Genomic DNA, 20,009 nt, shown 5'->3' with positions numbered 1-20,009 from the left:
GGATAGCCTGAGGGGACGATGAACTGCTTCACCACGCCCTGGGGCGAGTTCGAACTCGCCCGGTTCCCCGAGGACCCCCGCGACCCGCTGCGTGCCTGGGACGCCTCCGACGAGTACCTGCTGCGCCATCTGGCGGGGCTGGAACTCAAGGGGATCGAACGCTCCGAACCGGTCGACCTCTCCGGGAGCGTGGTGGTGGTCGGCGACCGCTGGGGCGCGCTCGGCACGGCGCTGGCGGGGCACCGCCCGACGCTGATCGGCGACTCCTTCCTGGGACGCTCCGCAGCCGCCGCCAACCTGGCCCGCAACGGGATCGCCGCCGACGCGGTGCGGCTGCTGACCACCCGTGACGCGGTGCCGGAGCGGATCGACGTGCTGCTGGTACGGGTGCCGAAGAGCCTGGCGCTGCTGGAGGACCAGCTGCACCGGCTGGCGCCGTCGCTCCACCCGGGCACGGTGGTGGTGGGCACCGGCATGGTGACCGAGATCCACACCTCCACGCTGAAGCTGTTCGAGCAGCTGGTCGGCCCGACCAGGACCTCGCTGGCGGTGCGCAAGGCCCGGCTGATCTTCGCCACCCCGGACCCGGAGCTGGTCCGCCCGGCCAATCCGTGGCCGCACGGCTACCGGCTCCCTGCGGGGGTGGGCGCGGTCTCCGGCCGTCCGGTGGTCAACCACGCGGGCGTGTTCTGCGCCGAGCGCCTCGACATCGGCACCCGCTTCCTGCTGGAGCACCTGCCCGAGCGGCGGGACACGGCGCGGGTGGTGGACCTGGGCTGCGGCAACGGTGTGGTCGGTACGGCGGCGGCGCTCGGCAATCCGGCGGCGGAACTGCTGTTCGTGGACGAGTCCTTCCAGGCGGTTGCCTCGGCGGAGGCGACCTTCCGGGAGAACCTCGGCCCGGACCGCGCCGCCGAGTTCCGGGTCGGCGACGGCCTGGCCGGCGTCCCGGACGGCTGCGCCGACCTGGTGCTCAACAACCCGCCGTTCCACACCCACCAGGCGACCACCGACGCGGTGGCGTGGCGGATGTTCACCGGCGCGCGCCGGGTGCTGCGGCCGGGCGGCGAGCTGTGGGTGGTCGGCAACCGGCACCTCGGATACCACGTCAAGCTCCGCCGGGTGTTCGGCAACTGCGAGACCGTCGCGGCCAACCCGAAGTTCGTGATCCTGCGCGCGGTACGCCGCTGACCTGCACCAGGACCTTGATCGCTGTCCGTGGCTACCCCTAGGGTGGGCGCGCCCGCGGCCGCCCGTGCCGGGGCGTCAGCCGATCGAGGGGAAACGACGCAGGTCATGGACGCCGAGAACACCGCCACCACGACGGCCGGGGCCGCCGCCCCGCCCGCCGTCTGCTTCCGCCACCCGGAGCGGGAGTCGTACGTGCGGTGCACCCGCTGCGACCGCTACAGCTGCCCGGACTGCCGGCGCGAGGCGGCAGTCGGCTACCAGTGCGTGGAGTGCGTCCGGGAGGGCAACAAGGGCCTCCGGCAGGCCACGTCGGTGTTCGGCGGACGGATACCGAGGGGCGGCGTCCCGGTGGTGACCGTCGGCCTGATCGTCCTCAACGTGCTGGCGTACCTGCTGGAGCTGGCCAAGCCCGACGTGGTGGACCGGTTCGCCAACCTCGGGCAGGCGGTGATCGGCCCGGACGGCGGCCACTACCTGGTCCACTCGTCCTGGCTGCCGACCGGCTACCACGCGGTCGGCGTGGCGCACGGCGAGTGGTACCGCCTGATCACCTCGGCGTTCCTCCACCTGCCGCCCACCGGCGGGGTCTTCGGCATCACCCACATCCTGTTCAACATGTACTGGCTGTGGGTGCTCGGCCGGGTCGTCGAGGAGCGCCTCGGCGCCGTCCGCTACCTGGCCCTCTACCTGCTCTCCGCGCTCGGCGGCTCGGTGCTGGGCTACCTGCTCGCCGACCCCGGCCAGCCCTCGCTCGGCGCGTCCGGCGCGATCTTCGGCCTGGCCGGCGGGTACTTCGTGCTCAGCCGGCGGCTGCACCACGACCCGCTCGGCGGCGGCCAGTTGCTCGCCACCTTCGTGGTCTGGATGGTCGTCTCGGCCGGCTTCACGTCCTGGGAGGGCCACCTCGGCGGCCTGCTGGCGGGCCTCGCCGTCGGTGCGGCGTACGCCTTCGCGCCGCGGTCGCGGCAGGCGCTGGTGCAGGCGGCCGGCGCGGTGGCCGTCCTCGGCGTCCTGGTCGTCCTGACGCTGCTGAAGACCGCCGACCTCGCGGCGAACACCCCCTGGAGCGCGTAGCGTCGGGCCCATGAGCACCGAGCCGTCCGCCCTGCCCACCCTGCACGGCCGGCGCGGCGCCGTCCTGCGGCCCGCCGAGGAGCGGGACGTCCCGGCACTGGCCGCGATCCGGGCCACGCCCGAGGTCCGGCGGTGGTGGCGGGGCGGACCGGACCTGGCCGCGGAGGTCGCCGGGGACCTCGCCGACGCGGACACCCGGGTCTTCGCGATCGAGTACGAGGGCCGGGTGGTCGGCCAGATCCAGTGGTACGCCGAGGAGGACCCCGAGTACCGCCACGCCGGCATCGACGTCTACCTCGACCCGGCGGTGCACGGCCGGGGCCTCGGCACGGACGCCGTCCGCACCCTGGCCCGCCACCTGATCGAGGACCACGGCCACCACCGCCTGGTCATCGACCCGGCCGCCGACAACGCGGCCGCCATCGCCTGCTACCGCCGCGTGGGATTCCGCCCGGTCGGCGTCCTGCGGGCGTACGAACGCGGCACGGACGGGCGCTGGCACGACGGCCTGCTGATGGACCTCCTGGCGGCCGACCTCACCTGAGTTGACGTCAACCACTGAGGGGCGCGGGGAACTGCGCGACCAGCCACCGCCCTACCTCAGCTGTCGGCTGGTCGCGCAGTTCTCCCCCAGCCTCCGGCCGGGAGGTGCCCCCACGCGCCCCTCAGTGGCTGGCGTCAGCCCACTGCCTCGACGGCCTGCGCCAGCAGCGCGGCGGCCTCGCGCAGGCGGTGCTCGGGCAGGCCCGCGTAGCCGAGGGCGAGGGCGGGCCCGCCGGGAGCGAGTCGCATGGGGGCGACCGGCTCGACCCGCAGCCCGCGCTCCGCGGCGGCGGCCACCACGGCGGCCTCGTCGGTGCCGGCCGGCAGGTCGAGGTAGAGGTGCAGCCCGGCGGCGACGCCGCGTACGGCGGCGCCGGGCAGCTCGCGGCCGAGCGCGTCGACCAGGGCGTCGCGGCGCAGCCGGTAGCGGGCGCGGAGGGTGCGCAGGTGGCGGTCGTAGCCGCCGCTGGTGAGCAGTCCGGCGAAGGCGAGCTGGTCGACCACGCCGGTGCCGAGGTCGGCGTACCGCTTGGCCTCGCGGAAGTCGTCGGTGAGCCACTGCGGCAGGACCGCCCAGCCGAGGCGCAGGCCCGGGGCGAGCGATTTGCTGACCGAGCCGAGGTGGATCACCCGGTCGTGGGCCAGCCCCTGGAGGCAGCCGACCGGCTCCCGGTCGTAGCGGAATTCGGCGTCGTAGTCGTCCTCGATCACCACGCCGCCGGTGCGGTGCGCCCAGGCGGCGAGGGCGGTGCGGCGGTCCGGTGAGAGCACCACCCCGGTCGGGTACTGGTGCGCGGGGGTGAGCAGGACGGCGTCGGCGCCGCTCGCCTCCAGGTCGGCGACCCGCAGGCCCTCCTCGTCGACGGGGACGCCGACCGGGTCGAGGCCATGGGCGCGGAGCAGGCCGAGTGCCCCGGGCGAGCAGGGGTCCTCGACGGCGAGCCGCCGGTGGCCGTGCGCGGCGAGCAGGTGGACCAGCAGGGCGAGGCTCTGGCCGACGCCGCTGACCACCATCACCCGGTCCGGGGTGGCGGTCGCGGCGCGGACCCGGCCGAGGTAGGCGGCGAGGTCGGCGCGGACGGCCGGCAGGCCCGCCGGGTCGCCGTACCCGAGGTCGCGGTGCGGGACGTCGGCGAGGGCCTTGCGGGCGGCGGTGATCCAGGCGGCGCGGGGGAAGGCGGCCAGGTCGGGGGTGCCGGGCTTGAGGTCGTACCCGAGCGCCGGTCCGGGCGGGCGGGGCGGGGCGGCCGGGCCGGTCGGGGTGACGCCGGGGGCGACCGTGGTGCCGGAGCCGTGGCGGCTCACCAGGTAGCCCTCGGCGACGAGTTGGGCGTACGCCTCAACGGCGACGCCGCGGGAGACGCCGAGTTCCCCGGCCAGCGCGCGGGTGGCGGGCAGCCGGGTGCCGGCGGCCAGCCGGCCGTCCCGGACGGCGGCCCGGACGGCGCGGGTGAGCTGGCCGGTGAGGTCGCCGGCGGTGTGGTCGACGGTGATCAGCAGCTCCCGCACAGGTGGTCCTCTCCATGGCTTGCCAAGTGGTCCTGTCCAGTGGACCACATCGCATCTAGCGTGGCCGTCATGGCTCTCTCCCCCACCCTGTCCGGCGGGCTGCGCGCCGCCGTGGCGATGACGGTGCTCGGCTGTTCCACGGGTGTCACCGCGCTGCTCGGCTCGTACCCGCTGCCCGGCGGGCAGGCGGTGCGCTACACCCTGGCCGCCGCCGTCCTGCTCCCGCTGGCCCGGCGCACCGGGCGGCTGCGTCCGCGGCTGACCGGCCGCGAGCTGGGCCTGCTGCTGGCGCTGGCCGCGACCGGCCTGTTCGCCTTCAACGTGCTGATGGTGCAGGCGCTGCGGCACACCGACCCCGCCGTGGTGGGCAGCGTGATCGGGTGCACCCCGCTGCTGATGGGCGTGCTCGGCCCGGTGCTGGCCGGACGGCGGCCCGAGGCGCGGCTGCTCGCGGCGGCGGCCGTGGTGGTGGCGGGCGCGGCGGTCGTCCAGGGCTTCGGCTCGGGCGACGCGGTCGGCTTCCTCTGCGCGCTCGGCACCCTGGTCTGCGAGGCGGCGTTCTCGTTGCTGGCAGTGCCGCTGCTGCCGCGGCTCGGGGCGGTCCGGGTGTCGGCGTACTCGACCGCGCTCGCCGTCCCGATGTTCGCGCTGACCGCCCTGGTGGCGGACGGATCGGCGGCCCTGCGCGTGCCCACCGGCGGCGAGCTGCTGGCGCTGCTCTACCTCGGCGCGGTGCTGACCTGCGGGGCGTTCCTGCTCTGGTACGGCGCGCTGGGCCGGCTCGGCCCGGAGCGGGCGGGCCTGTTCGGCGGGCTGATCCCGGTCAGCGCGGCCCTGTCCGGTGCGCTGCTCGGCTCCGGCGTGCTGCACCCTGGTGAACTGGCGGGCAGCGTCCTGGTCGGCGCCGGTGTCTGCCTCGGCCTGACCGGGCGGCGGCCCGCACCGCCGACCGCCGCGCACACGACCACCCCGGCCTCCCGGACCGTGGAGCCGGTGCGATAACCCGGTGCGGACACCCCCCGCGAGCAGCCAGGATGGGCCCATGAACGGCATGGACGCGATCGAGTCGGCACAGGCACTGGTACGGGAGCTGTTCCCGGAGGCGGTGGCCGCCTTCCTCGGCGGGTCGCTGGCCCGCGGCCGCGGCACCGCCACCTCGGACCTGGACGTCGTGGTGATCTGCCGCGCCCCCGTCGAGGTGCGACGGGAGAACGTCGGCTGGCAGGGGCGGCCCGCCGAACTCTTCGTCCACACCGCCGAGTCGGTCCGCACCATGTTCGCCTGGGACCGCGCCGCCGGGGTGCCCACCATGGCGTCGCTCTGCGCGGAGGGGCTGGTCCTGGTCTCGGTGGACGGCTGCGCCGAGCAGGTGGCCGAGGACGCGCGACGGACCGTCACCGCCGGCCCCGCACCGCTCTCCCCGGCCGCCCTGGACGCCCTGCGGTACCAGGTCACCGACCTGCGGGACGACCTGCTCGACGCCCGCGACCCCGACGAGCGGCTCGCCGTCGCCGCGGTGCTGCACCAGCAGGCCGCCGAACTGCTGCTGGGCGCGGCGGGCATCTGGCGGGGCAAGGGCAAGTGGCTCGCCCGCGCCCTGCGCGCCGGCGCCCCCGACCTGGCCGACGCCTACCTGACCGGCTATCGGACCCTGGCCGCCGGCGGCCCGGCCGCCCCGTTCGCCGACGCAGTCGCCGCGGTCCTCGCCCGCTCGGGCGGGCCGCTCCGCGAGGGCGACCGCCGCGCCGCCCCGCCCGCCCTGCTGGCCGGACCCGCCTGAGGCCACCTGGACCGCCTTGGCCACCCTCCCGCCACGCCCACGGTCAGCCCACCACCGGGAAGGCAGCCTGGTGGGCCAGCCGCCGGTCCGCGTCCTCGCCGAGGCGGCCGAGCAGGTCGTCGAGGGCGAGGAACACCTCCCAGGACGGCTCGCCCGAGGCGGCGGCGAGGCGGGCCACGACCAGGTCCTCCAGGTCGGTCTGGCGGCGGTTCTTCCAGATCTTGTCGGCCAGGCTGACCAGCAGTTCCTCGGTGCTGATGCCGGGCAGGTGCCAGGAGGCGTGGGTCCGGGCGAAGCGCGCGTCGTGGGGCGGGACGCCGAGTTCCCCCAGCAGGTCGGCGCCCGCGGGCTCGTGGGCGTGGCCCGGTCCGGTGAGTTCCTCGGGGTGCCGCACCTTGCCGATGTCGTGGGTGGCGGCCCCGAACCGCACCGCCTCGCCGTCCACCGCCAGCTGCGGCCAGCGCGCGGCGAGCCCGTCGAGCAGCTGCGCCGCGACGTCGTGCACCAGCTCCAGGTGGGCGCGCAGCCGCGGCGGCGCGTCGACCGCCGCAAGCAGCTCGTGCGCGCGTTCGGGGAGCGGACGAATTCGCTGTTGACGGTCGGTCATACCGGATAGGGTCCCACGGGTGATCAACTCCGCTACCGTCGACGAGTACCTGCGCCGTCTGCGCCTCCCCCGCCCCGAGTCGCCGACCGTGGCGGCGCTGACCGCGCTGCACCGGGCGCACGTGGAACACATTCCGTACGAGACGGTCGACATCCACCTGGGCCGGGCGGCCGGCATCGACCCGGCCGAGTCGGTCCGGCGGGTCCTGGACGGCCGCGGCGGCTACTGCTACCACCTCAACGGCGCGTTCGGCACGCTGCTGACGGCGCTCGGGTACGAGGTGACCTGGCACCTCTCCGGGGTGCAGGCCCGCCGCCATCCGGAGCCGCAGCCGGCCACCGGGGACCACCTGGTGCTGACGGTCCGCTGCGAGGGGCAGCTCTGGTACGTGGACGTGGGGCTCGGCGACGGTCCGGCCGAGCCGCTGCCGCTGCGCGCGGGGACGTACCGGCAGGGCCCGTTCGAGTACCGGCTGGCGCCCTCGCAGAGCGTGCCCGGCGGCTGGCGGCTGGACCACGACGTGCGCGGCGCCCTGATCGGGCTGGACTTCGACCTCCGCCCGGCCGTCCCGGCGGACTTCCTGGAGCGGCACACCTGGCTGTCCACCTCGCCGGACTCGCCGTTCGCCCAGGTGCTGACGCTCTTCCGCCGCCGACCGGACGGCCTCGACGCGCTGTACGGCCTGCTGCTGATCCGTCAGGACGGCGGCGAGCCGGTGGTCCGCGAGCTGGACGGCGCCGAGGAGTGGTTCGCCACCGCCGCCGAGGTGTTCGAGCTGCCGCTCACCGACCTCGCGCCCGCCGAGCGCGCGGCGCTCGGGGAGCGGCTCCTGGCGATGCACCTGGCCTGGCAGCAGGCCAAGGCCGCAGAAGCCCAGGCAGCACAGGAAGCAGAGGCCGCACAGGAGGAGGAGAGCATCGATGCGTAGCACCCCGGTGACGCCGGAGGGCGACCTGATCCGCTGGATCGAGCTGCCCGGCGCCGAACCGACCCGGGTGTACGTGCACGGGCTGGGGGCCGCCTCGGGCGCGTACTTCACCGAGGTTGCGCTGCACCCGCTGCTGGCCGGCCGGCGTTCGCTGCTGGTGGACCTGTTGGGCTTCGGGCTGAGCGACCGGCCGACCGGCTTCGCCTACACGCTGGAGGCACACGCCGACGCGCTGGCCGCCGTGCTGAAGGCGGCGGACGCCGGGCCGGCCGAGCTGATCGCGCACAGCATGGGCGGCGCGGTGGCGATCGTCCTGGCGGCGCGCCACCCGGAGCTGGTCGCCCGGCTGGTGCTGCTGGACGCGAATCTGGACGCCAACCCCACCCCGGCGCCGCCGGGGGCCGGGAGCAGCGGGATCGCGAGTTTCACCGAGGAGGAGTTCCTGGCCGACGGCTGGGAGCGGGTGCGCGACGCGGTGAGCCCGCAGTGGTGGGCGACGATGCGCCTGGCGGGGCGGGAGGCGCTGTACCGCAGCGCGGTCCACCTCGCGCGGGGCACCGAGCCGAGCACGCGCGAGCTGCTGCTGGGCCTGGAGCTGCCCCGGACCTTCCTCTACCCGGCGGAGGACGGCGGCCTGCCGGGCGAGGCGGAGCTGACCGCGGCCGGGGTGCGGGTGGTGGCGGTACCCGACACGGGCCACAACATCAGCCTGGACAACCCGGACGCCCTCGCCCGGGCCGTCGTCACGGAAGAGTGACATCCCGCCGGACGTGAGGGCCTCGAACGGGCGGTGAACGTCCGGCGGCCGGACTGCGGTCCGACGCCGCTGGGCAGGCGTCCCGGGCCAGGTCGGGCCCGACCCGCCGACCGGGCCGGACGGGAGGCTGAATCGCACGGGCGTTCCGCACTGCATAAGGTGGGGTCCGATGACTGTCGACCGACGCACCGTGCTGCGCACCACGGCCCGCCTGGCCACGCTCACCGCCACCGGCGGGCTCGCGGCCGCCTGCGGCGCCGCCCCGGACGGGCCCGCGCCCGAGCCGTCCTCGTTCGCCGCGCGCCCGCAGCCCAGCCACCTGTCCACGGCCGGGCCGGGCGCCTCCGGCCTGCCCGAGGACGCCGGCAGCGCGAGCGCCTCGGCCTCGCCGAGCCCCACCGCGCCCTCGCCCGCTCCGCCGCTGGCCGCGTCCACCCCGGAGGAGGTGGTCAACGGGCCGCGCGACCGTCCGCAGGTGACGCTGACCTTCCACGGGCAGGGTGATCCGGCGGTGGCGACGGCGATCCTGCAGGCCGCCGAGCAGCGCGGCGCCCGGCTGACCGTCCTGGCGGTCGGCAGCTGGCTCGACCAGCAGCCGCAGATGGCGGAGCGGATCCTCTCGGGCGGCCACGAACTCGGCAACCACACCCAGAACCACCTCGACATCTCCACGATGAGCCCGGACCGGGCGCACGCCGAGATAGCCCAGTGCGCCGAGCGGCTGCAGCGGCTGACCGGGTCGATCGGCCGCTGGTTCCGGCCGTCCGCCGCGCAGTTCGCCAATCCGATGGTTCGGACGCAGGCGAAGCTGGTCGGCTACGACCACTGCCTGTCCTTCGACGTGGACCCGCGCGACTACTCCGACCCGGGCGCCGAGGTGGTGCAGCGGCGGGTGCTCAACGCGGTGACCGGCGGTTCGGTGGTCGCGCTGCACATGGGCCACCGCGGCACCGTGGACGCGCTGCCCGGCATCCTGGACGGGCTGGCCGCCCGCGGCCTGCACGCGGTGACCGCCAGTCAGCTCTGCTCCTGACTTCCTGACCCCGCCCCGCCCCGCCCCGCCGGCCACCGCGCCGGTCGCCGGCGGGCCCGGCCTCACTCCATCGGGTCGTCGGGCCCGTACCGGCGCAGCCGCAGCGTCCGGGCGTCCGCCTCGCGGATCTCCTCGGCCCGGGCCACCAGCTGTTCCAGGTTGTCCCGGCCGGCGTGGATGAACCGCCCGTGCAGGCCGTCGAAGCGGCCGCGGGCGGCGTCCACCGTGACGGCGACCACGTACGGGATCGACCCCCAGGCCTTCATGTCCTTGAACATCGGCATGCCCGCGGTCATGTCGGTGGCGACCGCGCCGGGGCTGAGGTCCAGCACGACGATGCCGTGCTCGGCCACCGAGTCGGCGATGTTGTCGGAGAGCTGCAACAGGGCGCCCTTCGACGTGGCGTACGCGGTGTAGTGGCCGTCGGGGCGGAGCGCGAAGCCGCTGTTGAGGTTGATCACCCGGCCGTGGCCGCGTTCGACCATGCCGGGCAGCACGCTGCGCAGCAGGTTGAACGGGCCGCGCAGGTTGGTCTCCACCACCTGCCACCACTGGGTGGAGTCCACCTCCCAGATCGGCACCTCGTCGCGGTCGATCTGGCCGGCGTTGTTGATCAGCAGGTCGATCGGGCCGAGGTCGCGCTCCACCGCGCGGACGGCCTCGCGGACGTTGCCGGGCCGGGTGACGTCGGCGGCCACCGCGACGCCGCGGGCGCCGTGTCCGACGCACTCCCGGAGCGTCTCCACCAGGGTGGGGTGGGTACGGCCGACGAGTCCGACCGCCATGCCCTCGGCGGCCAGGCCGATGGCGATGTCCCGGCCGATCCCGCGGCCGGCCCCGGTGATCAGCGCCACCTGGCCCGCGAGTGATCCCGTCGCCATTCCGTGCTCCCTCCTGGGGTTCCTGGCATTCTCGCCCCGTTTCACCGCCCCGGCCGGGCCCACACGGCCGCCCCCGCACATGTCACCCGTCCGGCCGAACGTGACAGACCCCGGGCCGCGGGAGCCACCGGGGGTGAACGGGCGTTGAGCGGAGTAGTACCGTCGTCCGGGCGGACCTGTGGGCGAACCACACCCGGCAGCCGCCGAAGCACCCGGCTGGGCCACCCCCAGCACCACTGTGAAGGGCAACTGAGTGAGTGACATCGCGCGCGTCGGAGTAGTCGGCTGCGGCCTCATGGGGTCGGGCATCGCCGAGGTCTTCGCCCGTTCCGGCCTGGACGTCCTGGTCTCCGAGGCCACCGGCGAAGCCCTCGAGTTCGGCCGCACCCGGCTGATCAACTCGCTGGAGACCGCGGTCAAGCGCGGCAAGCTGAGCGAGGAGGACCGCGACTCCGCACTCGCCCGGCTCTCCTTCACCACCGACCTCGCCGACTTCGCCGACCGCGACCTGGTGGTCGAGGCGGTCGCCGAGCGCGAGGACATCAAGATCAAGATCTTCGAGACCCTGGACCGCGTGGTCGAGCGCCGCGACGCGATCCTGGCCTCCAACACCTCCTCGATCCCGATCGTGAAGCTGGCCGCCGCCACCAGCCGGCCCGAGCAGGTCATCGGCCTGCACTTCTTCAACCCCGCCCCGGTGCAGAAGCTGGTCGAGGTCATCCCCACCCTCACCACCTCCGCCGAGACCACCGCCCGGGTCGAGGAGTTCGCCGTGCAGGCGCTCGGCAAGGAGCCGATCCGCGCCCGCGACCGGGCCGGCTTCGTGGTCAACGCCCTGCTGGTGCCGTACCTGCTCTCCGCCGTCCGGATGTTCGAGTCGGGTGTCGCCACCGCGGCCGACATCGACAAGGGCATGGAGGCCGGCTGCGCCCACCCGATGGGGCCGCTGCGCCTGTGCGACCTGATCGGCCTCGACACCATCGTCTCGATCGCCGAGTCGATGTACGAGGAGTACAAGGAGCCGCTGTACGCCGCTCCCCCGCTGCTCTCCCGGATGGTCGACGCGGGCCTGCTCGGCCGCAAGTCCGGCCGCGGCTTCTACGACTACACCGCCGCCTGACCCCGGGTACGGCGAAGGGCCCCGGCATCCGCCGGGGCCCTTCCGTTGTCCATCAGCCGTGAACGGTGGCGACGGGGACGCCGTAGGCGCGGGCGGCGGCCTCGGCGAAGCGCTGCTCCTGCATCGCGGTCAGGCGGCGGACCAGCGCGATCGCGAAGCCGGCGGCGGCCAGCTCCAGCAGGTCGGAGGCGATCAGCCAACCGACCGCCTCCTGGTAGGCGTACGCCTGGAAGGCGTCGGTGCTGAGCCGCGATCCCATCTGGCCGAGGAGTTTGGCCGCCCACCAGGTGCCCCACCAGAGGTTCAGCAGCGTCGGGGAGAGCGGTGCGCGCACCCCATACTCGTCCGTCCGGACGCTGGCCTGCCAGGTGTCGCGGGCGATCTGCCGCGGGAACCAGACGACGACCACCGGAGTGAACCAGCCGCCGATCGCCCAGCCTCGACCGCGCCGGTGCCCGTACGGGTCGAACACCTCGGCATTCACCCGCACCCGGTGGAACCAGGTGATGAAGGTGGCCGCCGAGCACAGCAGGACCAGCAGGTGGATCGTGGCCGCGCTTTGCGACAGTTGCTCGGCGTCGGCGAGTACGGCGTTGTCGACCAGGTAGCTTTCGGGGACAAGGTCACCGGCCGCCCCGAACAGGTGGATGTTGGCGGCGAGCGAGAACACCGTGGTCGCGGCACTCACCGCGAGCAGGACGGTGGCGGCGGTGGCGGCCGCTCGGGGCGAGCGATACACGGCGGGCGAAGGCATCAGGGGGTCGGGCTCCAGGGTTCTGATCAGACGTGGTGGCGTGACGGGGCCCGGGAGCGGTATCCAGCTCCCGGGCCCCTGAGGTGCCACCCAATTGCTCGCACCGGCACGTTTAAGGACGCGGATCAGCTTAAGAGCGCCGTGTTCTGCCTTTGAACTACCGTGCCAGGAAGCAGAGGCACAGGCGGGACTTGAACCCGCATCCGACACTTTCGGTCCGCGTCCGGTCGATCCGGCGCTCGGCGGCGAATGCTGAGACTGGAGCGAGAGTCTGAGATTGAGGGGCTGCCTCTACCGCTTGGGCCACCCCGGCAGGACGTGCCGGGGGGAGGATTCGAACCTCCACCGTTACCCCGCGTCAGCTTCAACTGTCAGCTTCAGCTTTGCGCCGGGAACACCCGGCGCGCCCCCACGCTCGCACGAGGGGCGTTCAGGAGGCTACCCGAACAGGTAGCCGAACACGGCATCGCCGACCCGCTTGTCGGTGACGTCGCCGCCGTTCGCCTCCTCACGGGCGAACTGGACCGCCTGCTGCAGCTTCTCGACCCGCTGCACCAGCTCGTTGACCCGGCGGGCGGGCAGCGCACCGGAGAACTTCACCGTCGTCCAGTACCCGACCGGGATGTCCTCGTAGTACACCTCGACCTGCGCCGGGTGCTTCTCGGTCGCCTCGGCCTTGACGTGGTTGCGCGGCACCTTCTTGGTGCGGATGGTGCGGACCGGGTCGGTCTTCCACGCGTCGGTGGACGGGTCCGGGCTCCACGCCTCGGAGGCGTCCAGCACCGGCAGCTTGCGGACGAAGGTGTACAGGTCGGTCAACTGCTTCTCCAGGAAGAGCAGATAGGTGACCGGCACGTCCTTCAGCAGCGGCTGCCCGTCCACGACCACGTCGGCCCGGGCTGCGCAGTTCGCCCAGTCCTTGGTCGCGGTGACGTCGAACAGCCGGGTGAGCGAGGCGGCGGTGTCGCGCAGGATGTCCTCGGCCCGCACCTGCACCCGGGTGGACTCGGGCGGCAGCTGCTCGCCCTCCTCGTCCTTGGGCTGGTACGTGCGGGAGATGCCGGCGAGCAGGGCGGGCTTCTGCAGGCCGTGGTGGGCCTGGGTCAGCTCCTGGAAGGACTTCGACTTGACGCCCTTTTCGACCGCGATGATCTGGTTGAGTTTCGCCACGTCCGGAAAGCTATCGTCCCCGCCGCGCCGTGTCGCCTGATTATCAGAAAGATCCGGTAGGCCGTCGGGCCAGCCGGTCCTCCAGGCGGGCGCGGCAGTCGGGCCACTCGTCGGCGAGGACGGAGAAGATCGCGGTGTCGCGCAGCCGCCGCCCGCGCTCGCCGGGCGCCCAGGACGGGAAGGAGCTGCGCAGCACGCCCTCGAAGGAGGCGCCGAGCGCGGAGATCGCGGCCCGGGAGCGGGCGTTGCGGGCGTCGGTCTTCAGGTCGACCCGGGTCACGCCCCAGGTGTCGAAGGCGTGCCGGAGCAGCAGCAGCTTGGCCTCGGTGTTCAGCCCGGTGCCCTGGGCCGCGGGGGCGAGCCAGGTGAAGCCGACCTCGACCGCGTACAGCTCGCCGCTCTCCGGCCAGGTCCGCGGCTCCCAGTAGGCGGTGGCGCCGACCGCGCGGCCGGTGGCCCGCGAGATCTGGGCGTACGGGGCGAGCCGGCCGGTGGCCGCCCGGGCCTGCTGGGCGTCGATGTACGCTCCCACCTCCTCGGGCGCGGGCACCCAGGTGAAGCCGTACGAGCTGCGGTCGCCCGCCACCGCGGCGGCCAGGTCGGCCGCGTGGCGGTGTTCGAGCGGCTCGAGCCGTACGAGTGCGCCTTCCAGGACCGGTCCGTCGAGCCTGAACTCCATGACTGCCCGTCATCTCCCCTCGGCGAAGCGCGATGCCGGGGAAGCTAGCAAGTCCGTCCCGGGCCTGTCGCCCGGTTATCGGACCGGCACGAAGGCGGGCCGCCAGTGCGAAGGCCGCGCGGCGCCGGGAGGGGTGGCCGCGGCCATGGTGTCTCCATGGTCGGCGCGGACCGCCCCTCCCGGCGATGCCGGGCGGGCCGCCGGTCAGCTGTTGATCTGGTACGGGTCGCCGTAGACCTTCCACTTCAGCGGCGGGTTGAGGTCGAAGTTCTTGGCGTTGAGGAAGACCAGCTGCTCGGTGTCGACCCGGCTGGTGTCGGCGTGCGCCTCCTCCTTCTTCATGACGACCTTGCGGGCGTCCAGGAACGCCTTGAGGTAGGTCGCCTCGTCGCCGCCCTGGGCCGGGGTCTTGGCCTTCTTCATGGCGGCGGCGCGGATGCCGCCGAAGCTGTCGGAGTCCGAGCCCGGGCCGTGCATCACGATGGCGTCGTAGTAGATGAACTGGCCGAGCGCGCGCAGTCCGTCCGCCTTGCCCTGCTTGACCGCCGGGTTGAAGTAGACCCGGTCGCGCTCGTCGTTCTGCGCCTGCTGGAAGACGGTGTCCTTGGCGGCGGTGGCCCAGTCGTTGGTGAACGCGGAGCCCAGGCCGGAGTGCGACTCGCTGCCGTTGACCTTCTTCAGCGCGGGCAGGTACTTGGCCAGGATGTTGCCGGGCTTCAGGTCCGTGTAGTGCTGGACCAGTTCGAGCATATCGCCGGTGCCCGAGCAGAAGCCGATGATGCCGCCGGTGTAGCCGCGGCCGTCGTGGATGTCCTCGATGTACTTGTACTGGGCCTTCCAGTCCAGCGAGGAGTTCTCCGCGCTGGAGACCAGCTCCATCGCGATCTCCTTCTTGTGGGCGTCGTCCAGGCCGACGCCGGCGAGCTGGACCGCCCCGGCCGGGACCGGGGCGGCGTTGCCGACGCCCGCGGTGGCCAGGGTGAGGGGGACCGCGGCCAGCAGGACTGCGAGGGCGGTGCGGGTCGTACGGCTCGTACGGGTGGTGCGGGCGGCGCGGTGCTGTGCTGAGTGCATGTGACGCTCCGTCTGCTTCGGTGCGGGCATGGGGGTGCCGCGCAGGAAGGATAGGAAACTTTCCTAACCAGGATTGAAGCGTCAGGTCCACCGTCCCCGCAAGGGGTTGCGGCGGTTTGTGACAGAGGACCGTCAGAGGTCGCTACGGCGCCGCGGGCTCGAACCCGGCCAGCATCCGCTCCAGCGCCTGCTGGTCCGGGCCGACGAACGGGGTCAGCCCCGGCGCACCGCTGACGAAGTCCAGCAGCGCGGGCAACAGGTCCACCGCGGGCGGCAGATGGGTCGACAGCACCGACTCCGGCGCCATGTCGCGCAGCGGGTGCACCGTGGTCAGGAACGTGTCCCGGTCCACCAGTTCCAGCCACGGGCTGTCCACACTCGCCCAGAGCAGCTGCGAGTCCCGCAGGTCGGCGGGGGCCAGCACCCCCGCGTCGTCGCCGGCCGCGACGTCGGCGGTCGGCATCACGCCGCCGAAGCAGTCCGAGCTGAAGCAGGCGCGGGTGCGGTCGTCGTAGAAGCCCACCGTCGCCGGGTTGTCCCACAGCGGCGGACGGAACGCGTGCAGGGTCCGGTCCCCCACCGGCAGCGACTGGCCGGGGTTGAGCAGGTGCACCCGGTCGAGCGGCACCGGGGTCTCGCACGACAGGATGCCCACTCCCACGAAGGTGGTGACCAGTCGCGCCTCGGGGGCCGCCTCCAGCAGCGCGAACAGGCCGCCGGTGTGGTCGCGGTCGGGGTGGGTCAGCCAGATCCACCGCACCTCGGACGGGTCCAGCACCTCACCGACCGCCGCCAGGAAGTCCCGGTCCGGCAGCCCGAGTCCGGTGTCCACCACGACCGGCTCGGCCGCGTGCAGCACGAACGCGTTCACCGGGAGGAAGCCCAGCCCGGGCACCTCCAGGCAGTCGCTGAGGACGCTGATCTCTCGCCCGATGCGGTGGATGTTCACGGCACGCTCGCCTCCGGAGGTCGCAGGACCCTCCCTCCAGCTTGACGGCACCGGTCCTGGCGGGCCAACCACGAGGGGCGCGGGGCCTGCGCGCCCAGCCACGCGCTCACGTGGAGCGATGGCTTGGTCGCGCAGTTCCCCGCGCCCCTGAAGGAAACTAGCCGCGCAGCGTCGCGCCCGTACGGCTGCCCGCCAGGGCGACCGCGGCCTCGCGTGCGGCGGTGGCCTCGTCGGCGGTCAGCGTGCGGTCCGCGGCGCGGAACCGCAGCGTGTACGCCAGCGACTTCTTGCCCTCGCCCGCCTGCTCGCCGGTGAAGACGTCGAACAGCCGGATCGCCTCCAGCAGCTCGCCGGCGCCCTCGCGCAGCGCGGCCTCGACCTCGGCGGCCGGCACCGAGCTGTCGACGATCAGCGCGACGTCCTGGGTCGCGACCGGGTACGCGGAGACGGCGGGGCCGCTGACGCGGCGGCCGTCCTCGAAGACCAGGTCGAGGTCGAGCTCCATCACGCTGGTGCGCTCGGGCAGGTGCAGCGCCTTGATGACCCGCGGGTGCAGCTCGCCGGCGTGGCCGACGACCACGTCGCCGACCAGCAGTTCGGCGCAGCGGCCCGGGTGCCAGGGCGCGTACTGGGCCTGGCGGACGGTCAGTTCGACGCCGGCGGCGGCGGCGACCGTACGGCCGGCCTCGATCGCGTCGGCCCACACGGCGCCGGAGCCCTTGCCCCACCAGCCGGACGGCAGCCGCTCGCCGGCCAGCGCGACGGCGACCCGGCGCGGCTGGTGCGGGAGGGCGGCGTTCAGCTCGGCGATCTCGGTGTCGCTGGGCCGGCGGTCGACCGGCAGGCGCGGGGCGACCTTGAGCTCGTCCTTGGGCAGGAAGACGGTGCCGGTCTCGAACAGGGCGAGGTCGGTGTTGCCGCGGCCGATGTTGCGGCGCAGCGCCCCGAGCAGGCCGGGCAGCAGCGTGGTGCGCAGCGCCGGCTCCTCGTCGTTGAGCGGGTTGACCAGCTTGACGGTACGGCGGCGCCGGTCGTCCTTGTCCAGGCCGAGGCCGTCGAACGCGGCCTCGCCGAGGAACGGGTAGGCGTTGATCTCGACGTAGCCGGCGCCGGCCAGCGCCACGCCGACCCGGCGGTGGAAGCGCTGGGCCTCGCTCAGGCCGCGGCCCGGCGGGACGGTGGGCATCCGGGCGGGCACGTTGTCGTAGCCCTCCAGCCGGATGACCTCCTCCGCGAGGTCGTACGGGTCGGTGAGGTCGGGGCGCCAGGACGGCGGGGTGACCTCGAGGGTGTCGGCGCCGACCACGCCGCAGCCGATCTCCTGCAGGCGCCGGGTGACGGTCTCGCGGCCGTACTCGGTGCCGGCGACGCGGTCCGGCAGGTCCGCGGCGATGGAGATGGTGCGCACGGGGTGCGGGGCCGCGATGTCGGTGACACCGGCCTCGGCGGTGCCGCCGGCGATCAGGACCAGCAGGTCGACCGCGCGCTGGGCGGCGGCGCGGGCGGCCTCCGGGTCGACGCCGCGCTCGAAGCGCTTGGACGCCTCGGAGGGCAGCTTGTGGCGCTTGGCAGTGCGGGCGACCGCGATCGGGTCGAAGTGCGCCGCCTCGACGATCACCTCGGTGGAGCCGGTGACCAGGCCGGTCTCCGGGTCGAGCACCGGGTCGAGGATCTCGGTGGTGGCGCCGCCCATGACGCCGGCCAGACCGATCGGGCCGGAGTTGTCGCAGATCAGCAGGTCCTCGGCGGACAGCTTGCGCTTGACCCCGTCGAGGGTGGTGAGGATCTCGCCCTCCTCGGCCCGGCGGACCTGGATCGGGCCGTCGACCCGGTTCCGGTCGTAGGCGTGCAGCGGCTGGCCGACCTCGAGCATCACGTAGTTGGTGATGTCGACGGTCAGCGAGATCGGGCGGATGCCGGCCTTCTGCAGGCGGCGCTGCATCCAGATCGGGGTCCGGGCGGACGGCTCGACGCCGGTGACGGTGCGGGCGACGAAGCGGTCGCAGCCGGCCGGGTCGGCGACCTTGACCGGGTAGCCGTAGGAGTTGGCCGGGGGCACGTCCAGCAGCGCCGGGTCGGCCAGCGGAAGGCCGTACGCGGCGGCGGCCTCGCGGGCCACGCCGCGCATGGACAGGCAGTAGCCGCGGTCCGGGGTGACGGCGATGTCGAGGACCTCGTCGACCAGCTGGAGCAGCTCGACGGCGTCGGTGCCGGGCTCGTGGTGCGACTCCAGCACGATGATGCCGTTGTGGTCGTCACCCATGCCGAGCTCGCGGGCGGAGCAGATCATGCCGGCCGAGGTGTGGCCGTAGGTCTGCCGCGCGGCGATCGGGAACGGGCCGGGCAGCACGGCGCCCGGCAGGACCACGACGACCTTGTCGCCGACGGCGAAGTTGGTCGCGCCGCAGACGATCTCCTGCGGCTCGCCGGTGCCGTTGGCGGTGCCGACGTTGACGAAGCAGTGCCGGATCGGCTTCTTGAAGCCGGAGAGCTCGTCGATGGAGAGCACCTCGCCGACCACCAGCGGGCCCTTGAGGTCGGCGCCGAGCTGCTCGACGGTCTCGACCTCGAGCCCGGCGCGGACCAGGCGGGCCGCCACGTCGCGACCGGTCTCACCGGCCGGCAGGTCGACGTACTCGCGCAGCCAGGAAAGCGGGACGCGCATCAGATCTCCATCCCGAACGGGAGGGTGAAGCGGACGTCACCCTCGACCATGTCGCGCATGTCGGCGACGTTGTGGCGGTTCATGAGGATTCGCTCCAGGCCCAGGCCGAAGGCGAAGCCGCTGTAGCGGTCGGGGTCGACACCGGCCGCGACCAGCACGCGGGGGTTGACCACGCCGCAGCCGCCCAGCTCGATCCAGCCCTCGGAGGAGCAGGTGCGACAAGGGCGGTCGGGGTTGCCGACGGACGCGCCGCGGCAGACGAAGCACTGCAGGTCGATCTCGGCGCTGGGCTCGGTGAACGGGAAGTACGAGGGGCGCCAGCGCAACTCCAGGCCGGTGCCGATGAGCTTCTCGACCAGCGCCTCGATGGTGCCCTTGAGGTCGGCGAAGGTGATGCCCTCGTCCACCGCGATGGCCTCGACCTGGCGGAACACGGGGGTGTGGGTGGCGTCCAGCTCGTCGGTGCGGTAGACCCGGCCGGGGCTGACCGCGTAGAGCGGCGGCCGGCGGTCCAGCATGGTGCGGATCTGCACCGGGGACGTCTGGGTGCGCATGACCACGCCGGAGTCGGCCGAGCCGTCCGGGGCCTGCACGAAGAAGGTGTCCTGCATCGAGCGGGCCGGGTGGTCCTGGTGCAGGTTGAGGGCGTCGAAGTTGAGCCACTCCGCCTCGACCTCGGGGCCGGAGGCGACCTCGTAGCCCATGGCCACGAAGGTGTCCTCGATCCGCTCGGCCAGGGTGGTCAGCGGGTGCCGGGCGCCGCGCGGAACCCGGTCGTACGGCAGCGTGACGTCCACCGCCTCCTCGACCAGGACCCGGGCGTCGCGCTCGGCCTCCAGCTCGGTCTGGCGCTTGGCCAGGGCCTGGTTGACCGCGCCGCGGGCCTGGCCGATGAGCTTGCCGGCGGCAGCCTTGGCGTGCGGGGGCAGGGCGCCGATCTCGCGGTTGGCGAGGGCCAGCGGCGAGCGGTCCCCGGTGTGGGCGACCTTCGCCTGCTTCAGCTCCTCCAGGCTGGCGGCGGCGGCGAACGCGGCGAACGCCTCGTCCCGCGCCTGCTCCACCACCTCGGGCTTGAGTGCCTCGACCTCGACCGGGTCGTACGACTTGTTGGGTGCGGACATCTCTATCTTTCCCGTGCTCCTGCTCGTGATCAGGGGGTGTTGCTCGCCCTTGCGTCACGCCCGGCGTGGCCGGGGCACGGGCAGCCCCCGGACCCGGGATCGGGAGGGGTGTCCGCGGCGCGGCCGCGCAGGGCGTCCCACAACGCCAAAGGTCGAGTGTAGTCGTAGCGCGCA

At 73.8% G+C, this 20,009-nt stretch carries 19 protein-coding genes and 1 tRNA gene; 9 read left to right on the top strand and 11 right to left on the bottom strand.

Translation table 11 applies throughout. The features are described 5' to 3' along the window. Nucleotides 1-18: 18 nt before the first annotated feature. From FHR36_RS09605 to FHR36_RS09595, 3 genes are all read left to right on the top strand, one after another. Nucleotides 19-1,191: a methyltransferase gene (locus tag FHR36_RS09605; RefSeq protein WP_253795677.1), complete on the top strand. Its 1,173-nt coding sequence runs from the start codon at nt 19-21 to the stop codon at nt 1,189-1,191. 105 nt (nt 1,192-1,296) lie between these two features. Further along, nucleotides 1,297-2,265, top strand: coding sequence for a rhomboid family intramembrane serine protease (locus FHR36_RS09600; RefSeq protein WP_253795676.1), 969 nt, complete (start codon nt 1,297-1,299; stop codon nt 2,263-2,265). A gap of 10 nt (nt 2,266-2,275) precedes the next feature. After that, on the top strand, nt 2,276-2,809 hold the full coding sequence (locus FHR36_RS09595) for a GNAT family N-acetyltransferase (RefSeq protein WP_253795674.1): 534 nt from the start codon (nt 2,276-2,278) through the stop codon (nt 2,807-2,809). 134 nt (nt 2,810-2,943) lie between these two features. On the opposite strand, the gene pdxR is transcribed toward FHR36_RS09595, so the two are convergent. Continuing rightward, nucleotides 2,944-4,317, bottom strand: a complete 1,374-nt coding sequence (pdxR, locus tag FHR36_RS09590) for a MocR-like pyridoxine biosynthesis transcription factor PdxR (RefSeq protein ID WP_253795672.1) — start codon at nt 4,315-4,317, stop codon at nt 2,944-2,946. 69 nt (nt 4,318-4,386) lie between these two features. Between pdxR and FHR36_RS09585 the strand changes: the two genes are divergently transcribed. Together FHR36_RS09585 and FHR36_RS09580 are read left to right on the top strand one after the other, a co-directional pair. Further along, a complete protein-coding gene (locus FHR36_RS09585; protein ID WP_253795670.1) occupies nt 4,387-5,319 on the top strand; it encodes a DMT family transporter in 933 nt (310 codons plus the stop codon). A gap of 40 nt (nt 5,320-5,359) precedes the next feature. Next, the gene (locus FHR36_RS09580; RefSeq protein ID WP_253795668.1) at nt 5,360-6,097 is read left to right on the top strand and encodes a nucleotidyltransferase domain-containing protein; all 738 of its coding nucleotides are present in this window, start codon (nt 5,360-5,362) and stop codon (nt 6,095-6,097) included. 43 nt (nt 6,098-6,140) lie between these two features. Here FHR36_RS09580 and FHR36_RS09575 read toward each other — a convergent pair whose 3' ends face one another. Then, nucleotides 6,141-6,704 carry an HD domain-containing protein gene (locus FHR36_RS09575; protein ID WP_253795666.1) on the bottom strand — a complete coding sequence of 188 codons (564 nt, stop codon included), beginning with the start codon at nt 6,702-6,704 and terminating at the stop codon, nt 6,141-6,143. Between the two features lie 19 nt (nt 6,705-6,723). On the opposite strand from FHR36_RS09575, the gene FHR36_RS09570 reads away from it, so the two are divergent. The 3 genes from FHR36_RS09570 (at nt 6,724) to FHR36_RS09560 (ending at nt 9,422) form a co-directional block, all read left to right on the top strand. Beyond that, entirely contained in the window at nt 6,724-7,632 is a 909-nt protein-coding gene (locus FHR36_RS09570; protein WP_253795664.1) for an arylamine N-acetyltransferase family protein, read from the top strand. Beyond that, nucleotides 7,625-8,389, top strand: coding sequence for an alpha/beta fold hydrolase (locus tag FHR36_RS09565; RefSeq protein ID WP_253795663.1), 765 nt, complete (start codon nt 7,625-7,627; stop codon nt 8,387-8,389). The genes FHR36_RS09570 and FHR36_RS09565 overlap by 8 nt, the downstream gene beginning before the upstream one ends. 169 nt (nt 8,390-8,558) lie before the next feature. Then, on the top strand, nt 8,559-9,422 hold the full coding sequence (locus FHR36_RS09560; RefSeq protein WP_253795661.1) for a polysaccharide deacetylase family protein: 864 nt from the start codon (nt 8,559-8,561) through the stop codon (nt 9,420-9,422). A gap of 62 nt (nt 9,423-9,484) precedes the next feature. Here the strand turns inward: FHR36_RS09560 and FHR36_RS09555 are convergent, their stop codons facing one another. Then, on the bottom strand, nt 9,485-10,303 hold the full coding sequence (locus tag FHR36_RS09555; RefSeq protein WP_253795659.1) for an SDR family NAD(P)-dependent oxidoreductase: 819 nt from the start codon (nt 10,301-10,303) through the stop codon (nt 9,485-9,487). A 253-nt stretch (nt 10,304-10,556) separates the two neighbouring features. On the opposite strand from FHR36_RS09555, the gene FHR36_RS09550 reads away from it, so the two are divergent. Next, nucleotides 10,557-11,423 (top strand): 3-hydroxybutyryl-CoA dehydrogenase, encoded by an 867-nt coding sequence (locus FHR36_RS09550; RefSeq protein WP_253795657.1) that lies wholly within the window; start codon nt 10,557-10,559, stop codon nt 11,421-11,423. 52 nt (nt 11,424-11,475) lie between these two features. Here the strand turns inward: FHR36_RS09550 and FHR36_RS09545 are convergent, their stop codons facing one another. From FHR36_RS09545 to pheS, 8 genes are all read right to left on the bottom strand, one after another. Further along, the gene (locus FHR36_RS09545) at nt 11,476-12,177 is read right to left on the bottom strand and encodes a DUF4328 domain-containing protein (protein WP_253795655.1); all 702 of its coding nucleotides are present in this window, start codon (nt 12,175-12,177) and stop codon (nt 11,476-11,478) included. A gap of 319 nt (nt 12,178-12,496) precedes the next feature. Beyond that, nucleotides 12,497-12,580 (bottom strand) — tRNA-OTHER (locus FHR36_RS09540). A gap of 35 nt (nt 12,581-12,615) precedes the next feature. Then, nucleotides 12,616-13,347 carry a DUF7873 family protein gene (locus FHR36_RS09535; RefSeq protein WP_253795653.1) on the bottom strand — a complete coding sequence of 244 codons (732 nt, stop codon included), beginning with the start codon at nt 13,345-13,347 and terminating at the stop codon, nt 12,616-12,618. Nucleotides 13,348-13,390: 43 nt separating this feature from the next. Continuing rightward, entirely contained in the window at nt 13,391-14,026 is a 636-nt protein-coding gene (locus FHR36_RS09530) for a GNAT family N-acetyltransferase (RefSeq protein ID WP_253795652.1), read from the bottom strand. Nucleotides 14,027-14,230: 204 nt separating this feature from the next. Next, a complete protein-coding gene (locus FHR36_RS09525) occupies nt 14,231-15,100 on the bottom strand; it encodes a chitosanase (RefSeq protein ID WP_253795651.1) in 870 nt (289 codons plus the stop codon). Between the two features lie 142 nt (nt 15,101-15,242). After that, the gene (locus tag FHR36_RS09520) at nt 15,243-16,049 is read right to left on the bottom strand and encodes an MBL fold metallo-hydrolase (protein WP_253795650.1); all 807 of its coding nucleotides are present in this window, start codon (nt 16,047-16,049) and stop codon (nt 15,243-15,245) included. A gap of 157 nt (nt 16,050-16,206) precedes the next feature. After that, a complete protein-coding gene (gene pheT / locus FHR36_RS09515; RefSeq protein WP_253795649.1) occupies nt 16,207-18,714 on the bottom strand; it encodes a phenylalanine--tRNA ligase subunit beta in 2,508 nt (835 codons plus the stop codon). Continuing rightward, the gene (pheS, locus tag FHR36_RS09510) at nt 18,714-19,835 is read right to left on the bottom strand and encodes a phenylalanine--tRNA ligase subunit alpha (RefSeq protein ID WP_253795648.1); all 1,122 of its coding nucleotides are present in this window, start codon (nt 19,833-19,835) and stop codon (nt 18,714-18,716) included. Before pheS ends, pheT begins: the two co-directional genes overlap by 1 nt. Between the last annotated feature and the right edge of the window lie 174 nt (nt 19,836-20,009).

Source organism: Kitasatospora cinereorecta (genome assembly GCF_024172095.1).
In the GTDB taxonomy this organism is placed as follows: domain Bacteria; phylum Actinomycetota; class Actinomycetes; order Streptomycetales; family Streptomycetaceae; genus Kitasatospora; species Kitasatospora cinereorecta.
Note: the sequence above shows the minus strand (reverse complement) of the source record. Positions and strands in the feature narration are given on the sequence as shown.

What these genes read in the sequence shown, in the direction of transcription:
- FHR36_RS09605 (WP_253795677.1), top strand. Translation starts at nt 19, where the DNA reads ATGAACTGCTTCACCACGCCCTGGGGCGAGTTCGAACTCGCCCGGTTC.
- FHR36_RS09600 (WP_253795676.1), top strand. Translation starts at nt 1,297, where the DNA reads ATGGACGCCGAGAACACCGCCACCACGACGGCCGGGGCCGCCGCCCCG.
- FHR36_RS09595 (WP_253795674.1), top strand. Translation starts at nt 2,276, where the DNA reads ATGAGCACCGAGCCGTCCGCCCTGCCCACCCTGCACGGCCGGCGCGGC.
- FHR36_RS09585 (WP_253795670.1), top strand. Translation starts at nt 4,387, where the DNA reads ATGGCTCTCTCCCCCACCCTGTCCGGCGGGCTGCGCGCCGCCGTGGCG.
- FHR36_RS09580 (WP_253795668.1), top strand. Translation starts at nt 5,360, where the DNA reads ATGAACGGCATGGACGCGATCGAGTCGGCACAGGCACTGGTACGGGAG.
- FHR36_RS09575 (WP_253795666.1), bottom strand. Translation starts at nt 6,704, where the DNA reads ATGACCGACCGTCAACAGCGAATTCGTCCGCTCCCCGAACGCGCGCAC.
- FHR36_RS09565 (WP_253795663.1), top strand. Translation starts at nt 7,625, where the DNA reads ATGCGTAGCACCCCGGTGACGCCGGAGGGCGACCTGATCCGCTGGATC.
- FHR36_RS09560 (WP_253795661.1), top strand. Translation starts at nt 8,559, where the DNA reads ATGACTGTCGACCGACGCACCGTGCTGCGCACCACGGCCCGCCTGGCC.
- FHR36_RS09555 (WP_253795659.1), bottom strand. Translation starts at nt 10,303, where the DNA reads ATGGCGACGGGATCACTCGCGGGCCAGGTGGCGCTGATCACCGGGGCC.
- FHR36_RS09545 (WP_253795655.1), bottom strand. Translation starts at nt 12,177, where the DNA reads ATGCCTTCGCCCGCCGTGTATCGCTCGCCCCGAGCGGCCGCCACCGCC.
- FHR36_RS09530 (WP_253795652.1), bottom strand. Translation starts at nt 14,026, where the DNA reads ATGGAGTTCAGGCTCGACGGACCGGTCCTGGAAGGCGCACTCGTACGG.
- FHR36_RS09525 (WP_253795651.1), bottom strand. Translation starts at nt 15,100, where the DNA reads ATGCACTCAGCACAGCACCGCGCCGCCCGCACCACCCGTACGAGCCGT.
- pheT (WP_253795649.1), bottom strand. Translation starts at nt 18,714, where the DNA reads ATGCGCGTCCCGCTTTCCTGGCTGCGCGAGTACGTCGACCTGCCGGCC.
- pheS (WP_253795648.1), bottom strand. Translation starts at nt 19,835, where the DNA reads ATGTCCGCACCCAACAAGTCGTACGACCCGGTCGAGGTCGAGGCACTC.